The 20,746-nt window shown below is 70.9% G+C and carries 22 protein-coding genes; 14 read left to right on the top strand and 8 right to left on the bottom strand.

Features of this window, described 5'->3' with window-relative positions; all coding sequences use genetic code 11:
- Positions 1-169 precede the first annotated feature (169 nt).
- Positions 170-925 (top strand): potassium channel family protein, encoded by a 756-nt coding sequence (locus AOK15_RS23945; protein WP_055520213.1) that lies wholly within the window; start codon positions 170-172, stop codon positions 923-925.
- A 333-nt stretch (positions 926-1,258) separates the two neighbouring features.
- Here the strand turns inward: AOK15_RS23945 and AOK15_RS23940 are convergent, their stop codons facing one another.
- Positions 1,259-1,564, bottom strand: a complete 306-nt coding sequence (locus AOK15_RS23940) for a hypothetical protein (RefSeq protein ID WP_055520211.1) — start codon at positions 1,562-1,564, stop codon at positions 1,259-1,261.
- A 282-nt stretch (positions 1,565-1,846) separates the two neighbouring features.
- Complete coding sequence (locus AOK15_RS23935) at positions 1,847-3,472, bottom strand: MFS transporter (RefSeq protein WP_055520209.1); 1,626 nt, start codon at positions 3,470-3,472, stop codon at positions 1,847-1,849.
- A gap of 101 nt (positions 3,473-3,573) precedes the next feature.
- Between AOK15_RS23935 and AOK15_RS23930 the strand changes: the two genes are divergently transcribed.
- The 3 genes from AOK15_RS23930 (at position 3,574) to AOK15_RS23920 (ending at position 6,493) form a co-directional block, all read left to right on the top strand.
- Positions 3,574-4,230 carry a TetR family transcriptional regulator gene (locus AOK15_RS23930; protein WP_055520207.1) on the top strand — a complete coding sequence of 219 codons (657 nt, stop codon included), beginning with the start codon at positions 3,574-3,576 and terminating at the stop codon, positions 4,228-4,230.
- 124 nt (positions 4,231-4,354) lie between these two features.
- Entirely contained in the window at positions 4,355-5,563 is a 1,209-nt protein-coding gene (locus tag AOK15_RS23925) for an alpha/beta hydrolase (protein WP_055520204.1), read from the top strand.
- A 75-nt stretch (positions 5,564-5,638) separates the two neighbouring features.
- Entirely contained in the window at positions 5,639-6,493 is an 855-nt protein-coding gene (locus AOK15_RS23920; protein ID WP_055520203.1) for a DUF4429 domain-containing protein, read from the top strand.
- Positions 6,494-6,528: 35 nt separating this feature from the next.
- Here AOK15_RS23920 and AOK15_RS23915 read toward each other — a convergent pair whose 3' ends face one another.
- Both AOK15_RS23915 and AOK15_RS23910 read right to left on the bottom strand, forming a co-directional pair.
- The gene (locus AOK15_RS23915; RefSeq protein WP_079058656.1) at positions 6,529-7,605 is read right to left on the bottom strand and encodes an aldo/keto reductase; all 1,077 of its coding nucleotides are present in this window, start codon (positions 7,603-7,605) and stop codon (positions 6,529-6,531) included.
- On the bottom strand, positions 7,602-8,078 hold the full coding sequence (locus AOK15_RS23910; RefSeq protein ID WP_055520201.1) for a MerR family transcriptional regulator: 477 nt from the start codon (positions 8,076-8,078) through the stop codon (positions 7,602-7,604). The genes AOK15_RS23915 and AOK15_RS23910 overlap by 4 nt, the downstream gene beginning before the upstream one ends.
- Before the next feature lie 86 nt (positions 8,079-8,164).
- Here AOK15_RS23910 and AOK15_RS23905 point away from each other — a divergent pair, with 86 nt between their 5' ends.
- From AOK15_RS23905 to AOK15_RS23890, 4 genes are all read left to right on the top strand, one after another.
- Positions 8,165-8,986: a serine hydrolase domain-containing protein gene (locus AOK15_RS23905; protein WP_055520200.1), complete on the top strand. Its 822-nt coding sequence runs from the start codon at positions 8,165-8,167 to the stop codon at positions 8,984-8,986.
- Between the two features lie 121 nt (positions 8,987-9,107).
- Positions 9,108-9,956 carry a helix-turn-helix domain-containing protein gene (locus tag AOK15_RS23900; RefSeq protein ID WP_055520227.1) on the top strand — a complete coding sequence of 283 codons (849 nt, stop codon included), beginning with the start codon at positions 9,108-9,110 and terminating at the stop codon, positions 9,954-9,956.
- On the top strand, positions 9,916-10,113 hold the full coding sequence (locus AOK15_RS23895; RefSeq protein WP_055520199.1) for a DUF397 domain-containing protein: 198 nt from the start codon (positions 9,916-9,918) through the stop codon (positions 10,111-10,113). The genes AOK15_RS23900 and AOK15_RS23895 overlap by 41 nt, the downstream gene beginning before the upstream one ends.
- Positions 10,114-10,237: 124 nt before the next feature.
- Entirely contained in the window at positions 10,238-12,046 is a 1,809-nt protein-coding gene (locus AOK15_RS23890; RefSeq protein WP_055520198.1) for a protein kinase domain-containing protein, read from the top strand.
- Positions 12,047-12,053: 7 nt separating this feature from the next.
- Here the strand turns inward: AOK15_RS23890 and AOK15_RS23885 are convergent, their stop codons facing one another.
- A complete protein-coding gene (locus AOK15_RS23885; protein WP_107099500.1) occupies positions 12,054-12,713 on the bottom strand; it encodes a pirin family protein in 660 nt (219 codons plus the stop codon).
- 63 nt (positions 12,714-12,776) lie between these two features.
- On the opposite strand from AOK15_RS23885, the gene fasR reads away from it, so the two are divergent.
- The 5 genes from fasR (at position 12,777) to AOK15_RS23860 (ending at position 17,793) form a co-directional block, all read left to right on the top strand.
- Positions 12,777-13,979, top strand: a complete 1,203-nt coding sequence (fasR, locus tag AOK15_RS23880) for a fatty acid biosynthesis transcriptional regulator FasR (protein WP_055520196.1) — start codon at positions 12,777-12,779, stop codon at positions 13,977-13,979.
- 89 nt (positions 13,980-14,068) lie between these two features.
- Complete coding sequence (locus AOK15_RS23875; RefSeq protein ID WP_055520194.1) at positions 14,069-15,007, top strand: ACP S-malonyltransferase; 939 nt, start codon at positions 14,069-14,071, stop codon at positions 15,005-15,007.
- Between the two features lie 21 nt (positions 15,008-15,028).
- Positions 15,029-16,060 carry a ketoacyl-ACP synthase III gene (locus AOK15_RS23870; RefSeq protein WP_055520193.1) on the top strand — a complete coding sequence of 344 codons (1,032 nt, stop codon included), beginning with the start codon at positions 15,029-15,031 and terminating at the stop codon, positions 16,058-16,060.
- Between the two features lie 99 nt (positions 16,061-16,159).
- Complete coding sequence (locus AOK15_RS23865) at positions 16,160-16,408, top strand: acyl carrier protein (protein ID WP_007381745.1); 249 nt, start codon at positions 16,160-16,162, stop codon at positions 16,406-16,408.
- 113 nt (positions 16,409-16,521) lie between these two features.
- Positions 16,522-17,793 carry a beta-ketoacyl-[acyl-carrier-protein] synthase family protein gene (locus tag AOK15_RS23860; protein WP_055520191.1) on the top strand — a complete coding sequence of 424 codons (1,272 nt, stop codon included), beginning with the start codon at positions 16,522-16,524 and terminating at the stop codon, positions 17,791-17,793.
- Between the two features lie 78 nt (positions 17,794-17,871).
- Here AOK15_RS23860 and AOK15_RS23855 read toward each other — a convergent pair whose 3' ends face one another.
- Complete coding sequence (locus tag AOK15_RS23855; RefSeq protein ID WP_055520189.1) at positions 17,872-18,366, bottom strand: DUF3145 domain-containing protein; 495 nt, start codon at positions 18,364-18,366, stop codon at positions 17,872-17,874.
- A gap of 345 nt (positions 18,367-18,711) precedes the next feature.
- Between AOK15_RS23855 and AOK15_RS23850 the strand changes: the two genes are divergently transcribed.
- A complete protein-coding gene (locus AOK15_RS23850) occupies positions 18,712-19,611 on the top strand; it encodes an SGNH/GDSL hydrolase family protein (RefSeq protein WP_205632216.1) in 900 nt (299 codons plus the stop codon).
- 121 nt (positions 19,612-19,732) lie between these two features.
- Here the strand turns inward: AOK15_RS23850 and AOK15_RS23845 are convergent, their stop codons facing one another.
- Both AOK15_RS23845 and AOK15_RS44175 read right to left on the bottom strand, forming a co-directional pair.
- Entirely contained in the window at positions 19,733-20,182 is a 450-nt protein-coding gene (locus AOK15_RS23845; protein WP_055520184.1) for an SRPBCC family protein, read from the bottom strand.
- Positions 20,183-20,233: 51 nt separating this feature from the next.
- Positions 20,234-20,404: a hypothetical protein gene (locus AOK15_RS44175; protein WP_055520182.1), complete on the bottom strand. Its 171-nt coding sequence runs from the start codon at positions 20,402-20,404 to the stop codon at positions 20,234-20,236.
- Positions 20,405-20,746 lie beyond the last annotated feature (342 nt).

Below are 20,746 nucleotides of genomic sequence, written 5' to 3'. Positions count from 1 at the left end.
AGGAAGCCGGTGCGTCCTCGCGCCGGTGGGGGCTTGTCGCGCAGTTCCCCGCGCCCCTTTCGGCGGCTGCGCCGCGGGGACGAGGCGCGGGCGGCAAGTGCGAAGCCCGGTGTCAAGGGGTGGTGAACCTGGGGGTTCACCACCCCTTCACGTTTCCTACGATGCGCCCATGAAAGAGCGAGTCGCCTCGGCGCAGATCCGGTGGGAACAGAAGACGCAGCGGCCGCTGTTCGGTCTGGCCGCGGTGTTCGCCGTCGCGTACGCGGTGCCGATCGTCCGGCCGGACGCGAGCCCGGACGTGAGGTGGTGGTGCGATGTCGCCGAGTGGGGCGTGTGGGGGGCCTTCGCGTTCGACTACGCGATACGGCTCGGTCTCGCTGAGCGGCGGTGGGAGTTCGTGCGGTCGCGCTGGCTGGACCTGTGCGCGGTGCTGCTGCCGATGGTCCAGCCGCTGCGGCTTCTGCGGTTGGTGGCGACCCTGCTGCTGCTCGGGCAGCGGGCGCGGATGGCCTCGCAGATACGGTTCACGACCTATGTCGGCGGGTCACTGATCGGGCTGCTGATGTTCGGGTCGCTGGCCGTGCTCTCCGTGGAACGGGACTCCCCGAACGGGAACATCCACACGTTGGGCGACGCCGTGTGGTGGTCGTTCACGACGATGACGACCGTGGGGTACGGGGACCACGCGCCGACGACCGGGCTGGGGCGGGTGCTGGCCGTGGGGCTGATGCTGTCGGGGATCGCGCTGCTCGGTGTGGTGACCGCGAACATCGCCGCGTGGTTCATAGCGCGGTTCGAGAAGGACGACGAGGAGGAGCGGCGGCAGACCGCGGCGATCGCGGAGCTGACCGAGGAGGTACGGCTGCTGCGGGCCGAGGTGATGGCGCTGCGGTCGGGGAGGGCGGTGCCGGAGCAGCGGCGCTGACCGAGGTGTCGCAAGAGCGCCGAGGGCCGTGGGGGCGCGTGTGCCTGGGCGCGTGCGGGTGCGTCGCGGCCGGTCGCGCAGTTCCCCGCGCCCCTGAGGTCCGCTGCGCCGTGCCGGGGCAGGAAGGGAGCCGTCCGCTTTCGCCGGCCGATTGCGCAGTTCCCCGCGCCCCCAGCCTTGCTGCACTGCCCGGTGTCGGGAGAGGGACCAGCTGTCGTCGGCCCATTGCGCGGTTCCCCGCGCCCCTGGCTTTGCTTCACCTGCGCCGACTGGAGAAGGGGCCCTCGGCTGTCGTCGCCGAGGGCCCCTGCCCTTTCCCCGCACTCCTGTGGGTCAGAAGAGTCCGGCCCCGGGAGTGGCTGTGCCGGCCAGCCAGAGGATGGCCAGGAGTGTGTCTATGGCACCCAGAACGACCGCGATGAGGGCGGGGACGGAGCGGGTGCCGGACCAGCTGCGGTTCATGGCCAGCCAGCCGCAGACGATCGCGACGGGACCGAGGATGATCCCCAGGACGAAGAATCCCGCGATCGCGCAGATGACTCCGATGATGCCGAGGGTCGCGCGATCCGGCCCGGTCCGTGACCACGTCCGGCCACGTGAGCGGGGGTGCCTGCGCGTACTGTGTCCGAAACCCGCCATCGTCAACAACTCCCTGAACTTCGCCGTCAGTTCGGGTACGAAGTGCCGGGTACCCCCCGATGAGGGTTGAAACCACGGAGTGTTGACGGACGTGCCCGAGCGCGCTGCCCCCCTCCGGCAGCGCGCCCCGGACCTCACACCCCTCCGCCGTCGAACACCCGTGCCGTGCGGAGGACTTGACTTACTGTGACCTGCGGCGCGCATCAGCTGGAAGTGATCTTCAGCCTTGTCACCCTGATAGGCGAACGCGGGCGGAAACCCGCGCATGAAGCGCCGGGGAGATCAGATGTGCGCCGCCCCGGCGCCCGCCTCCGCGTTCTCGCCCCGCTTGGTCAGGAACGCGACCAGTACGGCGACGGCCGCCACCCCGGCGGCGACGAGCGACGCCAGGCCCATGCCGGACATGAACGTGTCGTGCGCGACCGTGGCGATCTTCGCGGCGATCTCCGGCGGGGTCCCCTCGGCGACCGGGGGCACGCCGACCTGGACGGCCTCGGACGCCTTGTCGAGCTGGTCGCCCGTGAGCGGCGGGAGACCGGCGTCCGCCCAGTTGCCCGGCAGGTCGCCGTCGACCTTGGAGGCCATCACGGCGCCCAGGACGGCCGTACCGAGGCTGCCGCCGATCTGCATGGCGGCCTGCTGGAGACCACCGGCGACACCGGACAGCTCCAGCGGCGCGTTGCCGACGATGACCTCGGTGGCGCCGACCATCACCGGGGCGAGGCCGAGGCCGAGCAGCGCGAACCAGAGGGACATCACGGCGCTGCCGGTGTCGGTCTCCAGGGTCGACATGCCGTACATGGCGATCGCGGTGCAGGCCATGCCACCGGCCAGCGGGATACGCGGTCCGGCCTTGGTGATCAGCGCGCCGGCCAGGGGCGAGCCGACGATCATCATGCCGGTGAGCGGCAGCAGGTGCAGACCGGCGTCGATGGGGCTCATCCCGTGCACGTTCTGGAGGTAGAACGTCACGAAGAACAGGCCGCCCATGAAGGCGATGGCCATCAGGACCATCAGGACCACACCCGCGGAGAGCGGTACGGAGCGGAAGAGGCCCAGCGGGATCAGGGGCTCCTTCACCCTGGTTTCCCAGAAGCCGAAGAGGGCGAACAGGACGAGGGACGCCGCGACGAACGTCCAGGTCGTGCCGGAGCCCCAGCCCCACTCGGGGGCCTTGATGAGCGCCCAGACCAGGCAGAACATGGCTCCGGAGAGCAGGGCTATGCCGAGGACGTCGAAGGAGCGCGGGGCGTTCTCGGCGCGGTGGTCGAGGAGGATCCACGCGCCGAGGGCGACGGCGAGGACGCCGACGGGGACGTTGATCCAGAACACGGACTGCCAGCTGACGTTCTCGACGAGGAAGCCGCCGAGGATCGGGCCGCCCGCGGTGGAGGCGCCGATGACCATGCCCCAGATGCCGATCGCCATGTTGAGCTTCTCGGCGGGGAAGGTGGCGCGGAGCAGACCGAGCGCGGCCGGCATGAGCAGCGCGCCGAACAGGCCCTGGAAGACCCGGAAGGTCACCACGAAGGCGACCGAGTTCGACAGGCCGATGGCACCGGAGGCGGCGGCGAAGCCGACGACACCGATGAGGAAGGTCTGGCGGTGGCCGAAGCGGTCGCCCAGCTTGCCCGCGGTGATGAGGGTGACCGCCAGCGCGAGGAAGTACGCGTTGGTGATCCACTGGACCTCGGCGAAGCTCGCCTTGAGGTCGTCCGCGATGGCCGGGTTGGCGATGGCGACGATGGTGCCGTCGAGGGCGACCATCATGACGCCCACGGCCACGGTGAGGAGGGTGAACCACGGGTGGCCGCGCAGGCCCCGCCCCTGGCCCGGTGTCGGGTCCGACGGGGCTGCTGGCGCCTGGCCCCCCGGTCCCGTCTTGTCGACAGTGGTCTGACTAGTCATGCGGGCGAGGCTAGTGACAGCCACTGACAGTTGACAAACGAGTTCACAAGTCGGTAACTGTCACGTCACTCGGAGCACGGACCGGGTGGAGAAGAGGGTTCATGGAGACGGCGGAGGCGACGGCGGCGGAACGCCCCGGGCTGCGCGAACGGAAGAAGCAGCGCACCCATGACGCGCTGCTGCGGGCCGCCCTGGAGCTGTTCACGACCCAGGGGTACGAGGCGACGACCGTCGACGAGATCGCCGAGGCCGTGGACGTCTCGCAGCGCACCTTCTTCCGCTACTTCGCCGGCAAGGAGGAGGCCGCCCTCGCGGTCATCGACCTGAGCCAGGAGCACTTCGTCGCGGCGCTGCGGGCCCGGCCCGCGCACGAGGCCCCGCTGGAGGCCCTGCGCAACGCCGTCCTGGAGGGCTGGGACGCCATCGGCGAGGCCGTCGCGCGGATCGTCCCCGTCGACCTCTATCTGCGCAGCTACGGGATGATCGAGTCGACGCCCGCGCTGCTCGCCGCGCATCTGCGCCGCGCGGACGAGGTGGCCCGCGAGATCGAGGCGATCGTCGCCGAGCGCGAGGGACTCGATGTGCGCACCGACCCCCGGCCGCGGGTGGCGGTGGCCGTCTTCGCCGGGGTCATGCGCGTCACCGAACGCCTGTGGGCCATGGGCGGCGACCTCAGCATGGAGGCGATGCGGGAGTTGACCGCCGCCCATCTCGACGCCGTACGACCCTCGCTCGCCGAGAAATGGCGGAACAGCTGAAATCCCCTCATCACGCCATCTTCGGGACGTTCTCTGCGCACCGCGCGGAACAGGCCCGCTCGAAACGTGATCCCTCTCACTCGGTTAACGCGAGACCCTTCCGTTCTCTTAGTGTGTCCTTTCAGTGACTTCCTTCGACTCCTCCCCGCAACTGAACGTCTGGCGCGCACTGCTGGCGCTGGCCGTCGTTTTCGTGATGCTGGCGACCACCGGCTGGACGGCGATCCGCAGTCATCGAGGGGAGTCGCCGCTACAGGCGTCGCTCTCCGCGTGGCGCCACGGACACCTCGACGGGCGTGAACTGCCCGACGCGGAGTCGTCCCCGCACCGGCTGACCGCCTTCTTCGACTCGCTCACCGATCGGCAGCAGCGGCGGCTCGCCCACCGCTACCCGCTCGCGGTGGGCAACATGAACGGCGCCCCCGTCGAGCTGCGCTACCGCGCCAACCGCATCGCGCTCCGGCAGCAGACCAAGCGCGAACGGGCCCGCACCCACGACGAACGGCTCTCCGCGACCGGCCAGTACGAGGCGACCCGGCGCATGCACCGCTACGTCTCGCTGGCGGACGCCGACCGGCAGATCCTCGCCTTCGACCCCGACGGCTCCGGCCGGGTCGCCGAGGTCTTCGGCGACCTCGACAAGGCGGAGCGCGTCTCGGTCGTCGTCCCCGGCGTCGACACCGACATCCTCAACTTCCAGCGCACCAACCGCCGGTACTCGGCGCCCGTCGGCATGGCCGAGGCGCTGTACCGGGCGGAGCGCACGGCGAGCACCCGGACGCGTACCGCCGTGATCGCCTGGGCCGACTACACCGCACCCGACGGCCTCGGCCTCGACTCGGCCACCGCCCTCCGCGCCGAACAGGGCGCGATCCGGCTGAACACGCTGGTCAGGGCGCTCCCCGGCGGGTCCACCGTCGCCCTGGTGTGCCACAGCTACGGGTCGGTGGTGTGCGGGGTCGCCGCGCGCTCCCTGCCGTCGCGGGTCACGGACATCGCGGTCGCCGGCAGCCCCGGCATGCGGACCGAGAAGGTCTCCTCGTTGCGCACGGCGGCCCGGGTGTGGGCCATGCGGGACGCCGACGACTGGGTCCAGGACGTGCCGTACCTGGAGGTCGGCGGGCTCGGTCACGGCACCGACCCGATGTCGGCGGAGTTCGGGGCGCGCCTGCTGTCTGCGTCCAACGCCGAGGGACACAGCGGCTACTTCGAGCCCGGGACCGTGAGCCTGTACAACTTCGCGGAGATCGGGATCGGCGCCTACCACTTGGTGGAGTGCGCGCGGAAGAACGACGGGTGCCGGGCGGGTCTGCCGGACAGCAGCGCCGCCTGACGCGCGTAGAGGCCGTAAGAGTGCGGTTCGCCACGGGTCGGGACTTCACCGCCCCGTCCGCATACGATGAGCCGCATGGGTGACGTACTGGCCGGATTTCATGCCGCCTGGGAGTTCGAGTCCGACTCCGTGCTCATCCGCTTCGAACGGGGGATCCGAACACCGAAACTGTTCCAGGCGCTCGGCGAGCGACGTGTCCCTCTGGAGGCGATCGCGGAGGTGACGCTGGCACCGGGCAAGCGGGGCACCGTCGTCCTGCGGGCCGTGCCGCGGCCGGGCGCCGACCCGCTGATGGAGGCGGCGGCCGAGCAGTTGAAGGAGGGCTCCGATCCGTACCGGCTGGTGCTGCCGGCCGAGCAGGAGACCCTCGCCGAGTACTACGCGGACGAACTGCGGGCCCGGCTGACCGGCTCGGGGCCGGCCGAGCGCTTCCTGGTGGCGGCGCCGGAGGTGCCGTTGCAGTTCAAGGCGTACGACGGCAAGGCGTCGTTCGACGGGCGGTCGGTGTCGTTCCGGTGGTCCTGGACGGGTGCCTCCTCGGCGAAGTGGAAGGCCGGGGACCAGAGTTTCCCGGTGAGCGAGCTGAGCGGCGTCGAGTGGCGGTCGCCGGAGGTCTTCGAGGGGTATCTGCGGCTGCTGCGGCGGGACACCGCCGGTGACCGCCCGCCCCAGCCGGACCATGATCCGGCCGCCGTGGTGTTCGGGCTGGGGTACGGGCCGGTGCACGAGTCGCTGCCGTTCGCCGCGGCGGTCCTGGCGGCGGCGCGGTCCACGGGCGCCGGGGCCCTGGCTCCGGTCGAGGCCGGGCCCCGACGGGACCCGGCCGACATCGCCGACCGGATCCGGCACCTGGGGGAGCTGCACGAGGCGGGGCTGGTCACCGACGAGGAGTTCAGCGCGAAGAAGGCGGAACTCCTCGCGGAGCTGTGAGCCCCGGACCACTCCCTGCCTGTTACTCCCTGCCCTTACTCCCTGCCTGCCGATGTGAACCTCATGTCCGGGTAGCGGTCGCCCGCTACCTGGGCCGCTATCGGCTCCAGTACGGCGAGGTCCGCCTCGGTCAGGGCGAGCCCGGTGGCCGCGGCGTTCTCCTCGATCCGGCCCGGCTTGCGGGTGCCCGGAATGGGGACGACCGGGAGATCGTGCACGGAGGCCCGGTGGTGGACCCAGGCGAGGGCGACCTGGCCGAGGGAGGCGCCGTGCGCCTCGGCGACCTGGCGGATCGGTTCGAGCAGGGCCGCGTTCGCGGCGGCGTTGTCGCCGGTGAAGCGGGGCTGGTGGCGGCGGAAGTCGTCGGCGGTGAGGTCCTCGGCCTTGGCGAAGGAACCGGTGAGGAAGCCCCGGCCGAGCGGGGAGTACGCCACGAGCGCCACGTCGAGGTCACGGGCCGCGGGGACCACGGTGGCCTCGATGTCCCGGCTGAAGAGGGACCACTCGGACTGGAGGGCGGCGATGGGGTGCACCGCGTGCGCGGCACGGAGTTCCCCGGCCGTGACCTCGCTGAGCCCCAGGTGCTTCACCTTGCCCTCGCGGACCAGTTCGGCCATGACACCGACGGTCTCCTCGATGGGGACGTCCACGTCCCGGCGGTGCATGTAGTAGAGGTCGATCGTCTCGACGTCGAGCCGGCGCAGGCTGCCCTCGACGGACTCACGGATGTGCGGGGCGTCGTTGCGGATGATCCGCCTGGTCGGGTCGTCCGGGTGCACGGCCAGGCCGAACTTCGTGGCGATGACGACGTCGTCGCGGTGCGCCTTGAGGAACGGGGAGAGGAACCGCTCGTTCTCCCCCGCGCCGTAGGCGTGGGCCGTGTCGTAGAGGGTGACGCCCAGTTCCAGCGCCCGCTCCAGGGTGGCCCGGGACTCCGCCGCGTCCGAGGGGCCGTACGCGAAGCTCATGCCCATGCAGCCGAGGCCCTGTACGCCGACCTCGGGGCCGTTCGCTCCCAGCCGTGCCTTCGGGATCGCGCCGTGCGCGCCGACCCCTCCGCTCGTGCCGGCCGTGCCGGTCGTGCCACTGGTGCCGTTCGCGGCGTTCGTCATGAGGCCCTCTCCGACGCCAGGGCCTGCCCGGCGTCCGCGTAGAAATTGATCTTCCGGTCGAGCACGGCCAGGGTGTCCTGGAGCTCGGCGATCCGGGACAGGACGTCGTCCCGGGTCGACTTGAGCAGGTCGAAGCGCTCGGCGTAGGTGTGGTCGCCCTCGCGCACCAGCTCCGCGTACCGGACCATGTCGGCGACGGGCATCCCGGTGAGCCGGAGCTTGCCGACGAGGTCGAGCCAGTCGAGGTCGCGGTTGCGGTAGCGGCGCTGGCCGGTGTGGGAACGGTCGATGTGCGGCATCAGGCCGATCCGCTCGTACCAGCGCAGGGTGTGCGCCGTCAGACCGGTGAGGGTGACGACCTCGCTGATCGTGTACTTGTCCTGCCCGTCCGGCCGCCGGGGCTGCCGGGGCGGACCTGCACAACTGTCGGTACTGGCAGTACTGGTGGTACTCGTGGTCTCCATCACCGTCATGCCCTCCACGCTAAAACCTTGGAGTGCGCTCCAAGCAAGCGAATACGGTGAGAAAGCACGAGGACGTGAAGGTTAGGCTCGTGCGCATGTCCTTGCAGAGCCTCGCCCTGATCGAGAACTGGCCGGTCCCCACGGCCGCCGCGGCCGTCGTCCGGGCGGACGGCACCGTCCTCGGTTCGCACGGTCCCACCGGGCACCGTTTCCCGCTGGCCTCGGTCACCAAGCCGCTCGCCGCGTACGCGGTGCTCGTCGCGTACGAGGAGGGGGCGATCGAGCTGGACGAACCGGCCGGGCCCGCGGGGTCGACCGTACGGCATCTGCTGGCGCACACCTCGGGGCTGGCCTTCGACGAGCACCGGGCGATGTCGGCGCCCGGGGAGCGGCGGCTGTACTCCAACGCCGGGTTCGAGGTGCTCGGGGACCATGTGGCGAAGGCGACGGACATCCCGTTCGCCGAGTATCTGCGGCAGGCGGTCCTCGCGCCGCTGGGGATGACCGCGACCACGCTCGACGGCTCACCGGCCAAGGACGGCGTGTCCACCGTCGACGACCTCGTCCGGTTCGCCGCCGAGGTGCAGGCGCCCCGGCTGCTCGACCCGCGGACGGTCGCCGAGGCGATGACCGTGCAGTACCCCGGCACGAAGGGCGTGCTGCCGGGCTACGGGCACCAGAACCCCAACGACTGGGGCCTCGGTTTCGAGATCCGGGACTCCAAGTCTCCGCACTGGACCGGGAAGATGTCCTCACCGGGCACGTTCGGCCACTTCGGCCAGTCGGGCACGTTCCTGTGGATCGACCCGACGGCGGGCCTCGCGTGCGTCGCCCTGACGGACCGGCCGTTCGGCCCGTGGGCGATCGAGGTGTGGACACCGTTCACGGACGCGGTGCTCGCGGAGTCACGGGGCTGAGGCCCGCACCTCACCGGCGGCCCGATTACGTGATTCACGCCACCAGGGGGCGACTCTTCGCTTACGCTCGGTGACTCAAGGAGACGAACGCCGCGAGGCGTTGGAGGCCGGAGGCACCACGGTGGCCAACATCCAATCACTCGATCCCAGCGCTTCCCCGCTCGACTACTACGGCTGGGAGCTCCGTCGACAGCGCGAGGCACACGGCCTCAAACAAGGCCAGCTCGGCGACATCATCTTCTGCACGGGCTCGTTGATCGGACAGATCGAGACCACGAAGAAGATTCCCACCCGCGACTTCTCCGAGCGGGTGGACGCGGCGCTCGGCACGGACGGTGTCTTCTCCCGGCTGATCGGCCTCGTGCTGCGCAGCCAACTGCCCAGCTGGTTCCAGCCGTACGCGGAGATGGAGGCGAAGGCCACCTACATCTCCACGTACCAGGCGCAGGTGGTGTACGGGCTGCTGCAGACGGAGGAGTACGCGCGGGCGGTCCTGGCCACCGGCATGCCGGACGACCTCGACGGCCTGGTCGCGGCGCGGATGGAGCGCCAGCGCATCCTGGAGAGGGAGCAGCCGCCGCTGGCCTGGGCGATCCTCGACGAGGCGGTGCTGCACCGGCCCATCGGTGGCCCTGAGGTCATGCGGGGCCAACTGGCCCGGCTGTTGGAGTTCACCGGGCACCGGTGGATGCGGGTGCAGGTGCTGCCGAACGTGGCGGGTGAACACGCGAGTCTGGCCGGGTCGTTCAACCTCCTGCGATTCGAGGAGGACCCTGATGTCGTCTACACCGAGGACGTCATCGCCGGTCACATGACCGCCAACCCTGAGACCATCAGGGAGGCCGCACGCCGTTACGCTCATCTCCAGGCCGCCGCTCTGTCCGTTGAGGCTTCGGCGGCGTTGATCACCCGTGTGATGGAGGAGCGTTATGGAGAACAGCCCCGACCTGACGACAGCACGGTGGCGTAAGTCCAGCTTCAGCGGAAACACCGGCGGCGACTGCGTCGAGGTGGCCGACGGCTTCCCCGGCGCGGTCCCGGTGCGCGACAGCAAGAACGCCGGTGGCCCCGTCCTGCTCGTCGGCCCGGACGCCTGGCGGGCCTTCGTCGACGGGCTCCGCCGGTAGAGCGCGTCGGACGCGGTGCTCGCCGGGTTCACCGTAACTGCGCCCCCCATGAGAGCTGTTGATCCACTCGGATAACCTCCCCATGCACACACGCCACGGCAGACGCGGAGCCTCGGGGGAGACGATGGGCGAGGTACGAACGGGCGGGCAGTTCCGTCCGCTGGACGACAGCGACCCGAAAGCCGTGGCGGGTTACCGGCTCGCCGCCCGCCTCGGCTCGGGCGGCATGGGCACGGTCTATCTGTCGTACACACCCGGCGGGCACCCCATCGCCCTCAAGACGATCCGGCCGGAACTGAGCGAGGACCCCGAGTTCCGCCGCAGGTTCCGGCAGGAGGTGCAGGCCGCCCAGCGGGTGCAGGGCCTGTACACCGCCCCGGTCATCGACTACGACACCGAGGGCGACCGGCCGTGGCTGGCCACCGCCTATGTGCCCGGTCCGTCGCTGCACTCCGCCGTCGCCGAGCACGGCGCGCTTCCCGTCTCCTCGGTTCTGCTGCTGCTCGCCGGAGTGGCGGAAGCCCTGAAGGTGATCCACACCGCTGGCATCGTCCACCGCGACCTCAAGCCCACCAATGTGCTGCTCGCCTCCGACGGCCCCCGGGTCATCGACTTCGGCATCGCGCGTGCCGCCGACGCCACCGCCCTCACCGGCACCGGCGTCTCCATCGGCACCCCGGCGTTCATGTCGCCCGAGCAGGCGGCCGGCAAGCCCATCACGCCCGCGTCGGACGTGTTCGCGCTGGGCCAGGTGGCGGCCTACGCGGGGCGGGGCAGCGGCGCGTACGGCGACGGGCCCTCGCACGCCGTGCTGTACCGCATCGTCCACGAGGCTCCGGACCTCTCCGGTCTCCCCGGCGAACTCGGCTTCGTCGAGCGCTGCCTGGCGAAGAACCCCGAGGACCGTCCCTCGCCGGAAGAGGTCATCGCGCTGTGCCAGGAGGCCTCGCCCGCCCCGCTGGTCCAGTCCGGTTCCTGGCTTCCGGAGGCGATCGGCGCCGACATCACGCGCCGGGTCTCGGCGTCGGCGGAGTTGCTCGCCGCGCGGAGCACGGCTGCGCAGGCGCCGACCGCCGCGCTCCCGCCGGTTGCGCCCACCGCACCGGTGACCCAGCAGGACGTCGGCGCTGTGGGCCACGCCGCACCGCCGGCGCACGCGGCGCCCACCATGCTCTCCGGTCCCTCCGGTCCGACGGCCCCTCCTCCGCCCGGGCCGCCGCCGACGCCGTACCCGCCGCAGCCGGGCATGGCGTACCACCCGCAGCCGGGGCCGCACACCGTGCCGACCGGGCATCCGGCGCCTTATCCGCAGCCGCCGCACACCTGGCATCCGCAGCCGCACCCGCGCCCGCTTCCCGTCAAGCCACGGCGAAGCGCGGGCAGTTGGATCGGCATCGGCGTCGCGGTGGTGTTCGGCCTGTTCTGGCTCGGCAGCTGTGCCTCGGTCCTGAAGAGCATCGGCGACTCGGGCGACAACGCGAGCGGCTCCTCCGGTGGCGGTTCGAGCCCGGCGAGCAGCAAGCCACTGCCCAACCCGAAACCGGTCACCTACAAGGGCATCAACATCCCCCACAACTACTACGTGGAGTTCGCGGACTCCCCGCCCAAGCCGCAGGACGACGAAAGCGGCTCCATCTACTACAGCGACCTGTACTACTACGACGGCGAGGTACGCAGCGGCAACGACAAGATCGTTCTGCTGAACAACGCCCAACGGGGGTCCCTGAAGACCTGCCGCGAGGAGACCCGGTTCGCCGAGAGCGTGTCGCTGTCGCAGCTCTCGAAGGGCACCCAGCTCTGCGTGCACACCGACTCCGGCCACATCGCACTGGTCACCTACCAGGGCAAGGCCCCGGAGAGCGACCCCAGCGACTACGTCTCGGTCGACCTCACGATCTGGCGCAACGCGGAGGAGCCGGAGAGCGACGGCTGACCCGGTCTCACTCCCCCAGTTCCCAGACCAGCACCTCCGCCGGTACGGCCGTCCCGACCAGCTCCAGCCCCTTCTCCCCCTCCACCCGCACCGAGTCGCCGGGGCCCAGCTCATCCGGCCCGAGCCTGACCGTGCCGTGGACGACGTGCAGATACGCGCGGGGCGCGTCCGGCACCTCGGCCCGCTCACCCGGCGCGGTCAGGCGGCGGACGTGGAGCATGGCGCCGGCCTCGGGGACGGCGTACGGGGTGGAGTCGGCGATGCCGCGGACGATCTCGTAGGCGGGGTCGCCGCCGGGGGTCGTCGGGGCCAGCCACATCTGCACGAAGGTCAGCGGCTCCGTGCCGTCGTTGCGTTCCACGTGCCGGACGCCGCCCGCCGAGCTGAGCCGCTGGACGTCTCCGGGGCGGACCACGGTCTCGTGGCCGGTGGTGTCGCGGTGGGTCAGCTCGCCCTCGACGACCCAGGTGACGATCTCGGTGTGGCTGTGCGGGTGCTCGTCGAACCCGGCGCCCGGCGCGAGCCGCTCCTCGTTGCAGGCGATCATCGCCCCGAACCGGAGGTTGTCCGGGTCGTAGTGCGCCCCGAACGAGAACGCGTGCCGGGAGACGATCCCGGCCTCCGGGTCACCACCGGGGTAGCGCGTACCGGCGCGTCTGACGTCCATCACGTACTCCACGGTAGCGACCCGCGCCGCATGTCGGGCCGTTGATGAGGCACTCTAGGTCCCGTGCCCGAACCAGAAGCCAGCAAGTCCGAGACCGCACCGTACGTCCACGCGCACTCCGCGACGTTGAAGCGGCTGGAGAAGTCGTCCGGAAGCCTCGCCGCGCAGGCCATCGCGCGGATGGACGAGACGCTGCCCTGGTACCGGGCGATGCCGCCCGAGAACCGGTCGTGGATCGGACTGGTCGCCCAGGCGGGTATCGCGGCGTTCACGGAGTGGTTCCGGCACCCGGACGCCCCCCAGGCGATCTCGACGGACGTGTTCGGGACCGCGCCGCGCGAACTGACCCGGGCGATCACGCTCCGCCAGACCGTCGAGATGGTGCGGACGACCATCGAGGTCATGGAGTCCGCGATCGACGAGGTCGCGGCCCCCGGTGACGAGAGCGTGCTGCGCGAGGCGCTGCTCGTGTACGCGCGGGAGATCGCGTTCGCCACCGCCCAGGTGTACGCGCAGGCCGCCGAGGCCCGGGGCGCGTGGGACGCCCGCCTGGAGTCCCTGGTCGTGAACGCGGTGCTCAGCGGCGAGGCCGACGAGGGCGCGGTGAGCCGGGCCGCCGCCCTCGGCTGGAACTCCCCCGAACATGTGTGCGTAGTCCTCGGCACGGCCCCCGACGGCGACAGCGAGCTGACCGTGGAGGCCATCCGCCGGGCGGCCCGGCACGCCAAGCTCCAGGTGCTCACCGGTGTGCTCGGCGACCGCCTCGTGGTGATCGCCGGCGGCAACAACGACCCCTTGCAGGTGGCGAAGTCGCTGATCGGCCCGTATGCGGCGGGCCCGGTCGTGGCGGGGCCGATCGTGCCCGACCTGCTGGCGGCGACCCGGTCCGCGCAGGCGGCGGCCGCGGGCCTCAAGGCCTGTTCCGCCTGGCAGGACGCGCCCCGGCCCGTGCTGGCGGACGATCTGCTTCCGGAGCGCGCGATCGCGGGCGACCCCAACGCGCGCGAGCAGTTGGTGGAGGAGATCTACAGACCACTGGAGGAGGCCGGCTCCGCGCTGCTGGAGACGCTCAGCGTGTATCTCGAACAAGCGTCCAGTTTGGAGGGCGCGGCGCGGATGCTGTTCGTCCATCCCAACACCGTGCGCTACCGGCTCCGACGTGTGACTGACGTCACCGGTTGGTCGCCCTCCGATGTACGCTCTGCGTTCACGTTGCGGATCGCGCTGATCCTGGGGCGTCTGGTCGATGGGGATCACCAGCTCTAGGGTTTTGTCGAAGGGCTACAAAAGGCCCTGCTGTTCTTCGTCCCTGTCCTCACGGGCGGCTTCGGCCGTCCCCAAGAGAGAGTGTGAGAGTGCTCGTACTCGTCGCTCCCGGCCAGGGCGCCCAGACGCCCGGCTTCCTGAACCCTTGGCTCGAACTCCCCGGTGCCGCCGACCGCCTCGCCGCGTGGTCGGACGCCATCGGACTCGACCTCGCCCACTACGGGACGCAGGCCGACGCCGACGACATCCGGGACACCGCCGTCGCCCAGCCGCTGCTGGTCGCCGCCGGACTGCTGTCCGCCACCGCCCTCGGGGACGTCTCCCCCGGTGCGGTCGCGGGCCACAGCGTCGGTGAGATCACCGCCGCCGCCTTCGCCGGCGTCCTCGACGACACGGCCGCGCTGACCCTCGTGCGCAAGCGGGGTCTGGCCATGGCCGAGGCCGCCGCGATCACCGAGACCGGTATGTCCGCGCTGCTCGGCGGCGACCCGGCGACCACAGTGCCGCATCTGGAGAAGCTGGGGCTGACCCCGGCGAACATGAACGGCGCGGGCCAGATCGTGGCCGCGGGCACCCTGGAGCAGCTGGCCGCCCTCGCGGAGGACAAGCCCGAGGGCGTCCGCAAGGTCGTGGCGCTCAAGGTCGCCGGCGCCTTCCACACGCACCACATGGGCCCGGCCGTGGACGCGCTCGCCAAGGCCGCCGAGGCCCTGTCGCCAGCGGACCCGACCGTCACCTATGTCTCCAACAAGGACGGCAAGGCCGTCGCGACCGGCGCCGAGGTGCTGGAGCGGCTGGTCGGACAGGTCGCCAACCCGGTCCGCTGGGACCTGTGCATGGAGACCTTCAAGGAGCTGGGCGTGACCGGCCTGATCGAGGTCTGCCCCGGCGGTACGCTCACCGGTCTCGCCAAGCGCGCGCTGCCTGGCGTACGGACGGTGGCCCTCAAGACTCCCGACGACCTCGACGCCGCTCGTGAGCTCATCGCCGAGACATCGACACCTGCCGCTGACGCGGCGGGCGCCTGAGACCTTAGGAGCCAGACAGAAATGTCGAAGATCAGGCCGAGCAAGGGCGCCCCGTACGCACGCATCCTCGGCGTCGGCGGCTACCGCCCGGTCCGAGTGGTGCCCAACGACGTGATCCTGGAGCGGATCGACTCCTCCGACGAGTGGATCCGCTCCCGCTCCGGCATCGAGACCCGGCACTGGGCGAACGACGAGGAGACCGTCGCCGCCATGTCGATCGAGGCGTCCGGCAAGGCCATCGCGGACGCCGGCATCACCGCCGAACAGATCGGCGCCGTGGTCGTCTCCACCGTCTCGCACTTCAGCCAGACCCCGGCCGTCGCCACGGAGATCGCCGACAAGCTCGGCACGGCGAAGGCCGCCGCCTTCGACATCTCCGCCGGCTGCGCGGGCTTCGGCTACGGCCTGACCCTCGCCAAGGGCATGGTCGTCGAGGGCTCCGCGGAGTACGTCCTCGTCATCGGCGTGGAGCGGCTGTCGGACCTCACCGACCTGGAGGACCGGGCCACCGCGTTCCTCTTCGGTGACGGCGCCGGCGCGGTCGTCGTCGGCCCCTCCCAGGAGCCGCACATCGGCCCCACGGTCTGGGGCTCCGAGGGCGACAAGGCCGGAACGATCAAGCAGACGGTGCCGTGGAACGAGTTCCGGACCGGCGACGTCGACCACCTCCCGCTGGACAGCGAGGGCAACGTCAAGTTCCCCGCGATCACCCAGGAAGGCCAGGCGGTGTTCCGCTGGGCCGTGTTCGAGATGGCGAAGGTCGCTCAGCAGGCGCTGGACGCGGCCGGGATCAGCCCGGACGACCTGGACGTCTTCATCCCTCACCAGGCCAACGAGCGGATCATCGACTCGATGGTGAAGACACTCAAACTGCCGGAGCACGTCACGGTCGCCCGTGATGTGCGCACCACCGGCAACACCTCGGCCGCCTCGATCCCGCTCGCCATGGAGCGGCTCCTGGCGACCGGCGAGGCGAAGAGCGGCGACACCGCGCTCGTCATCGGCTTCGGGGCGGGTCTCGTGTACGCAGCGACGGTCGTTACCCTCCCCTAGGCAACCGTTCCGGATCTTGCGATCCGGCGCGGTACAGCAACACCTGCCGCTGACGCGGCGAACGCCCACCCTCTGGATATCTACGAAGGAGCGCCCGACATGGCCGCCACTCAGGAAGAGATCGTCGCCGGTCTCGCCGACATCGTGAACGAGATCGCCGGCATCCCGGTCGAGGACGTCCAGCTGGACAAGTCCTTCACCGACGACCTGGACGTCGACTCCCTGTCCATGGTCGAGGTCGTCGTCGCCGCCGAAGAGCGCTTCGACGTCAAGATCCCGGACGACGACGTCAAGAACCTCAAGACCGTCGGCGACGCGACCGACTACATCCTCAAGCACCAGGCCTGATCCGCCGGGACCGGGTCCGGCCGTCCGGCCGCCCGGTCCCCGGAATCAGTCCTTCTGCCCCGCCACCCGGCGGTGGCGCCGCTGAATCCTCGTAACCGTTGGAGAACATTCCCGTGAGTTCGACCAATCGCACCGTGGTCGTCACCGGTATCGGCGCAACCACACCGCTGGGTGGCGACGCGACTTCCACCTGGGAGGGGCTGGTGGCCGGCAAGTCCGGTGTCCGCCCCCTGGAGCAGGACTGGGCCGCCGACCAGGCGGTCCGTATCGCGGCGCAGATCGCCGTGGAGCCGCTCGAGGTCATCCCCCGGCCACAGGCCCGCAAGCTGGACCGTTCGGCGCAGTTCGCGCTGATCGCGGCCAAGGAGGCGTGGGCCGACGCCGGTTACACCGAGACCTCCACCGACGACGGCACCGTCGACGCCGACCGGGTCGGCGCGGTCATCGCCTCCGGCATCGGTGGCGTGACGACGCTGCTCGACCAGTACGACGTGCTGAAGGACAAGGGCGTACGCCGTGTGTCCCCGCACACCGTGCCCATGCTGATGCCCAACGGCCCGTCCGCCAACGTCGGTCTGTACGTGGGGGCCCGTGCCGGTGTGCACACCCCCGTGTCCGCCTGCGCGTCTGGCGCCGAGGCCATCGGCTACGCCATCGAGATGATCCGCACCGGCCGCGCCGACGTCGTGGTCGCCGGTGGCACCGAGGCGGCGATCCACCCGCTGCCCATCGCCGCGTTCGGCAACATGATGGCGATGTCCAAGAACAACGAGAACCCGCAGGCCGCGTCGCGTCCGTACGACACCGCCCGTGACGGCTTCGTCCTCGGTGAGGGCGCCGGCGTCGTGGTCCTGGAGTCCGCGGAGCACGCCGCCGCCCGCGGCGCCCGGGTCTACGCGGAGGCGGTCGGGCAGGGCATCTCCGCCGACGGCCACGACATCGTGCAGCCCGAGCCGGAGGGGCGGGGCATCGCCGCAGCCCTGGAGCACCTGCTGGAGCGCACCGACCTGGACCCGGCGGAGATCGTGCACGTCAACGCGCACGCGACGTCGACGCCGGCCGGTGACATCGCCGAACTGAAGGCGCTGCGCAAGGTGTTCGGCGACGACACCGATCACATGGCCGTGTCCGGCACGAAGTCCATGACCGGGCATCTGCTGGGTGGCGCCGGTGGTGTGGAGACCGTCGCGACGGTGCTCGCGCTGTACCACCGGGTGGCTCCGCCGACGATCAACGTCGACGACCTCGACCCGGAGGCCGAGGCCAACGCGGACGTGGTGCGCGGTGAGGCCCGCAAGCTGCCCGTGGAGGGCCGGATCGCCGCGCTGAACGACTCGTTCGGCTTCGGCGGGCACAACGTGGTCCTGGCGTTCAGGACGATCTGACGCTCGCGTCAGCGGCGAATGGCCCGGACTCTGGGAAGAGTTCGGGCCATTCGCCGTTGCCGGACCGTGTGTCGGCGTCTACACGACCTGGTGGAGCCAGCGGACCGGGGCGCCCTCTCCCGCGTAACGGAAGGGTTCCAGCTCGTCGTCCCAGGGCTTGCCGAGGAGCCTCGCGATCTCCCCCTCCAGGTCCGTCTCGCCGCGCTGGGATCTCGTCAGGGCCGCGCGCAGGCGGTCCTCCGGGATGAGGATGTCGCCGTGGATGCCGGTGACGGCGTGGAAGATGCCCAGGTCGGGGGTGCAGCTGTAGCGCTCGCCCTCGGCGGTGGGGCAGGGCTCGCCGGTGACCTCGAAGCGGAGCAGGTGCCAGCCGCGGAGCGCGGAGGCGAGCTGGGAGGCGGTGCCGGCCCGGCCCTGCCAGGAGAACTCCGAGCGCCAGGTGCCCGGCGCGGCCGGCTGGCGGATCCAGTCGAGGTTCACCCGGGTGCCCAGAACGCCCGCGACGGCCCACTCGACGTGCGGGCACAGCGCACGCGGCGCGGAGTGCACGTACAGAACTCCACGTGTCGTCACCGGGGCCTCCACAGAGCGGGACGTCTTGCAGTTTGACGGATCGGCAGTGGCAGAGCGGCCACGGGCCGAGGCTACCGTGCGGCGGGGCGGGGAGTGTGACGTACCGTCGGAGCCGGCGCCGGGAAGCAGCGCGGTTTCACCCGGCGGGACGCGTGTCCGACCCCTCGGTTGGGCCATCGGGGGGTGGACCCCCGGACAAACTCGGCCATCTGAGGGGACGTCCGGAATGGCTGGATCAGTTGCGTCGTCCGCCACATCCGTCCCGGCCGCCGTCCGTGTCGGGAACCCTCGCGCGTTGGGAAGGGTGGGAACTTGCATGGGGATGACCGAAGAGGGGACCAGGGGATGCGGAAGCCACGCCACCGTTCGAGGGCGGTGTCCGGTGCCGTGCTGACGGCCGCGCTGCTGGCGGTGACCGGCTGCGACGCCACCGGCGGCAGCTCCCCCGGCCCCGAGGGCACCGGCACGAAGGCCCGGCCCTCCGCGTCGCCGACCCCCGCCTGGGACAGCACCCCGCGCTCGCTGGTGGCGGTCGGGGACTCCATCACCCGTGGCTTCGACGCGTGCTCGGTGCTGTCGGACTGCCCCGAGGTGTCGTGGGCGACCGGCAGCGACGCCTCGGTGGACAGTCTCGCCGTACGGCTGCTCGGCCGGACCGGGGCGGCCGAGCGCAGCTGGAACTACGCGGTCACCGGAGCCCGGATGGCCGACCTGCCGAGCCAGGTGGCGCGGGCGGTGCCCCGCAAGCCGGAGCTGGTCACGGTCATGATCGGCGCGAACGACGCGTGCCGGGCGACGGCCGACGAGATGACCCCGGTCGCGGACTTCCGCGCGGACTTCGAGGACGCGATGGACACGCTGCGCGACAGCCTGCCCAAGGCGCAGGTGTTCGTGACGAGCGTGCCCGATCTGAAGCGGCTGTGGTCCGAGGGCCGGACGAACCCGCTCGGCAAGCAGGTGTGGAAGCTCGGCATCTGCCCGTCCATGCTGGCCGACCCCGATGTCCTCACCACGGCCGCGACGGAGCGGCGCGAGGCCGTCCAGGACCGTGTGGAGGCGTACAACGACGTGCTGCGGGACGTGTGCGCCGAGGACCGGCACTGCCGGTACGACGGGGACGCGGTCTTCGACTACCGCTTCGGGCAGGCCCAGCTCAGCCAGTGGGACTGGTTCCACCCCAGCGTGGACGGCCAGGCGCGGCTGGCGGAGATCGCCTACCGGATCGTCAGCCGGAAGGGCGAGTGAGCGTTGGCGGCGCCGTTCCTCGCCGTGGGCCCGTCGGTTGGTTGGCTTGGCTCGGTCGGCTCTGTGGCGGTTGCCGGGACCCTGTACCGCCCCTGACGGCGTGGTGATCGTCAATCTGGGCTCAGCGCAAAGCGCCGGCGAGGTAAGCGTTGCGGGTTCTGATGAGGCGGGGCATGTACCAGCTCAGGAGAGTGCGGTCGGCGACGCGTCCGAGGAATCCGAACGGCGAGGCAAAGTCGATGACGTCCCTCATAACGGTGCCGCCAGTGCCGTCCGACTCGAAGTGATGACTGTGATGCCATCGTTTGAAGGGGCCGGCATCCTGCTCGTCCACGAAGCACCGGGGCGGGTCATACGCCGTAATGCGGGCGGTGAGTCTCCAGGTCAGGCCGAAGTGGCGGGCCTGGAAGGTCACCGTGTCGCCGAGTGAGAGTCCGCCTCGGGTCCTGCCGCCGACCGCCCGCTCCGACGAATCGGCCATCGACCGCGTGTGTGCTTCCACGTCGAGGCATGCCTCGAACACCCGGTCCGGGGGTGCGGCGACGGCTGTCACGATCTCGAAGTGCGGCACCGGGCCATCCTAGAAGGGCGTGCTTGATCACCGGTCGTGAGGCCGGCGTGGTCAAGTGACGCCAGGCATCCAGGGGCTGCCTCGCATGGCTTGCACGAGGACGTCGAGCATGGGCTGGTCCTGGCGGGCCGCGGTGGCGAGGCAGGTGCGGATCGCGGCGAAGTCCCGGGCGCCTTGCAGGGTCCGCAGACATCCGGAGACCTTGATCCGCAGTTTTCCCATCCTGATCGTCTGTTCGGCGGGGTTGCTGTCGAACGGCAGCCGCAGGTCGTGGACTCAGCGCAGGTAGTCCTCCCAGCGGGCGGGACCCTGAGGGGGTCGACATGCCGGGCGCGTTCCGCGACTTCCTGACCCTGCTCGGGGAGAGCGGGGAGCGCGGGGAGATCCAGGAGCACGGGGGTCCCGCACGGCACGCGGCATGGCGTGCGTCCCTTCCGTCACGCGATACTGCCGCGGTCCGGGCTACACCCCCCGCGGCGCACTCGCGTCACAGCTACGGAAGGACTCTAACTCCCTTGCCTTCCACAGGACTTGGTTTCAGGTGCGGGCGGCGCTGCCGGGCCG

The organism is Streptomyces ossamyceticus (assembly GCF_001418475.1).
Classification (GTDB): Bacteria; Actinomycetota; Actinomycetes; order Streptomycetales; family Streptomycetaceae; genus Streptomyces; species Streptomyces ossamyceticus.
Note: the sequence above shows the minus strand (reverse complement) of the source record. Positions and strands in the feature narration are given on the sequence as shown.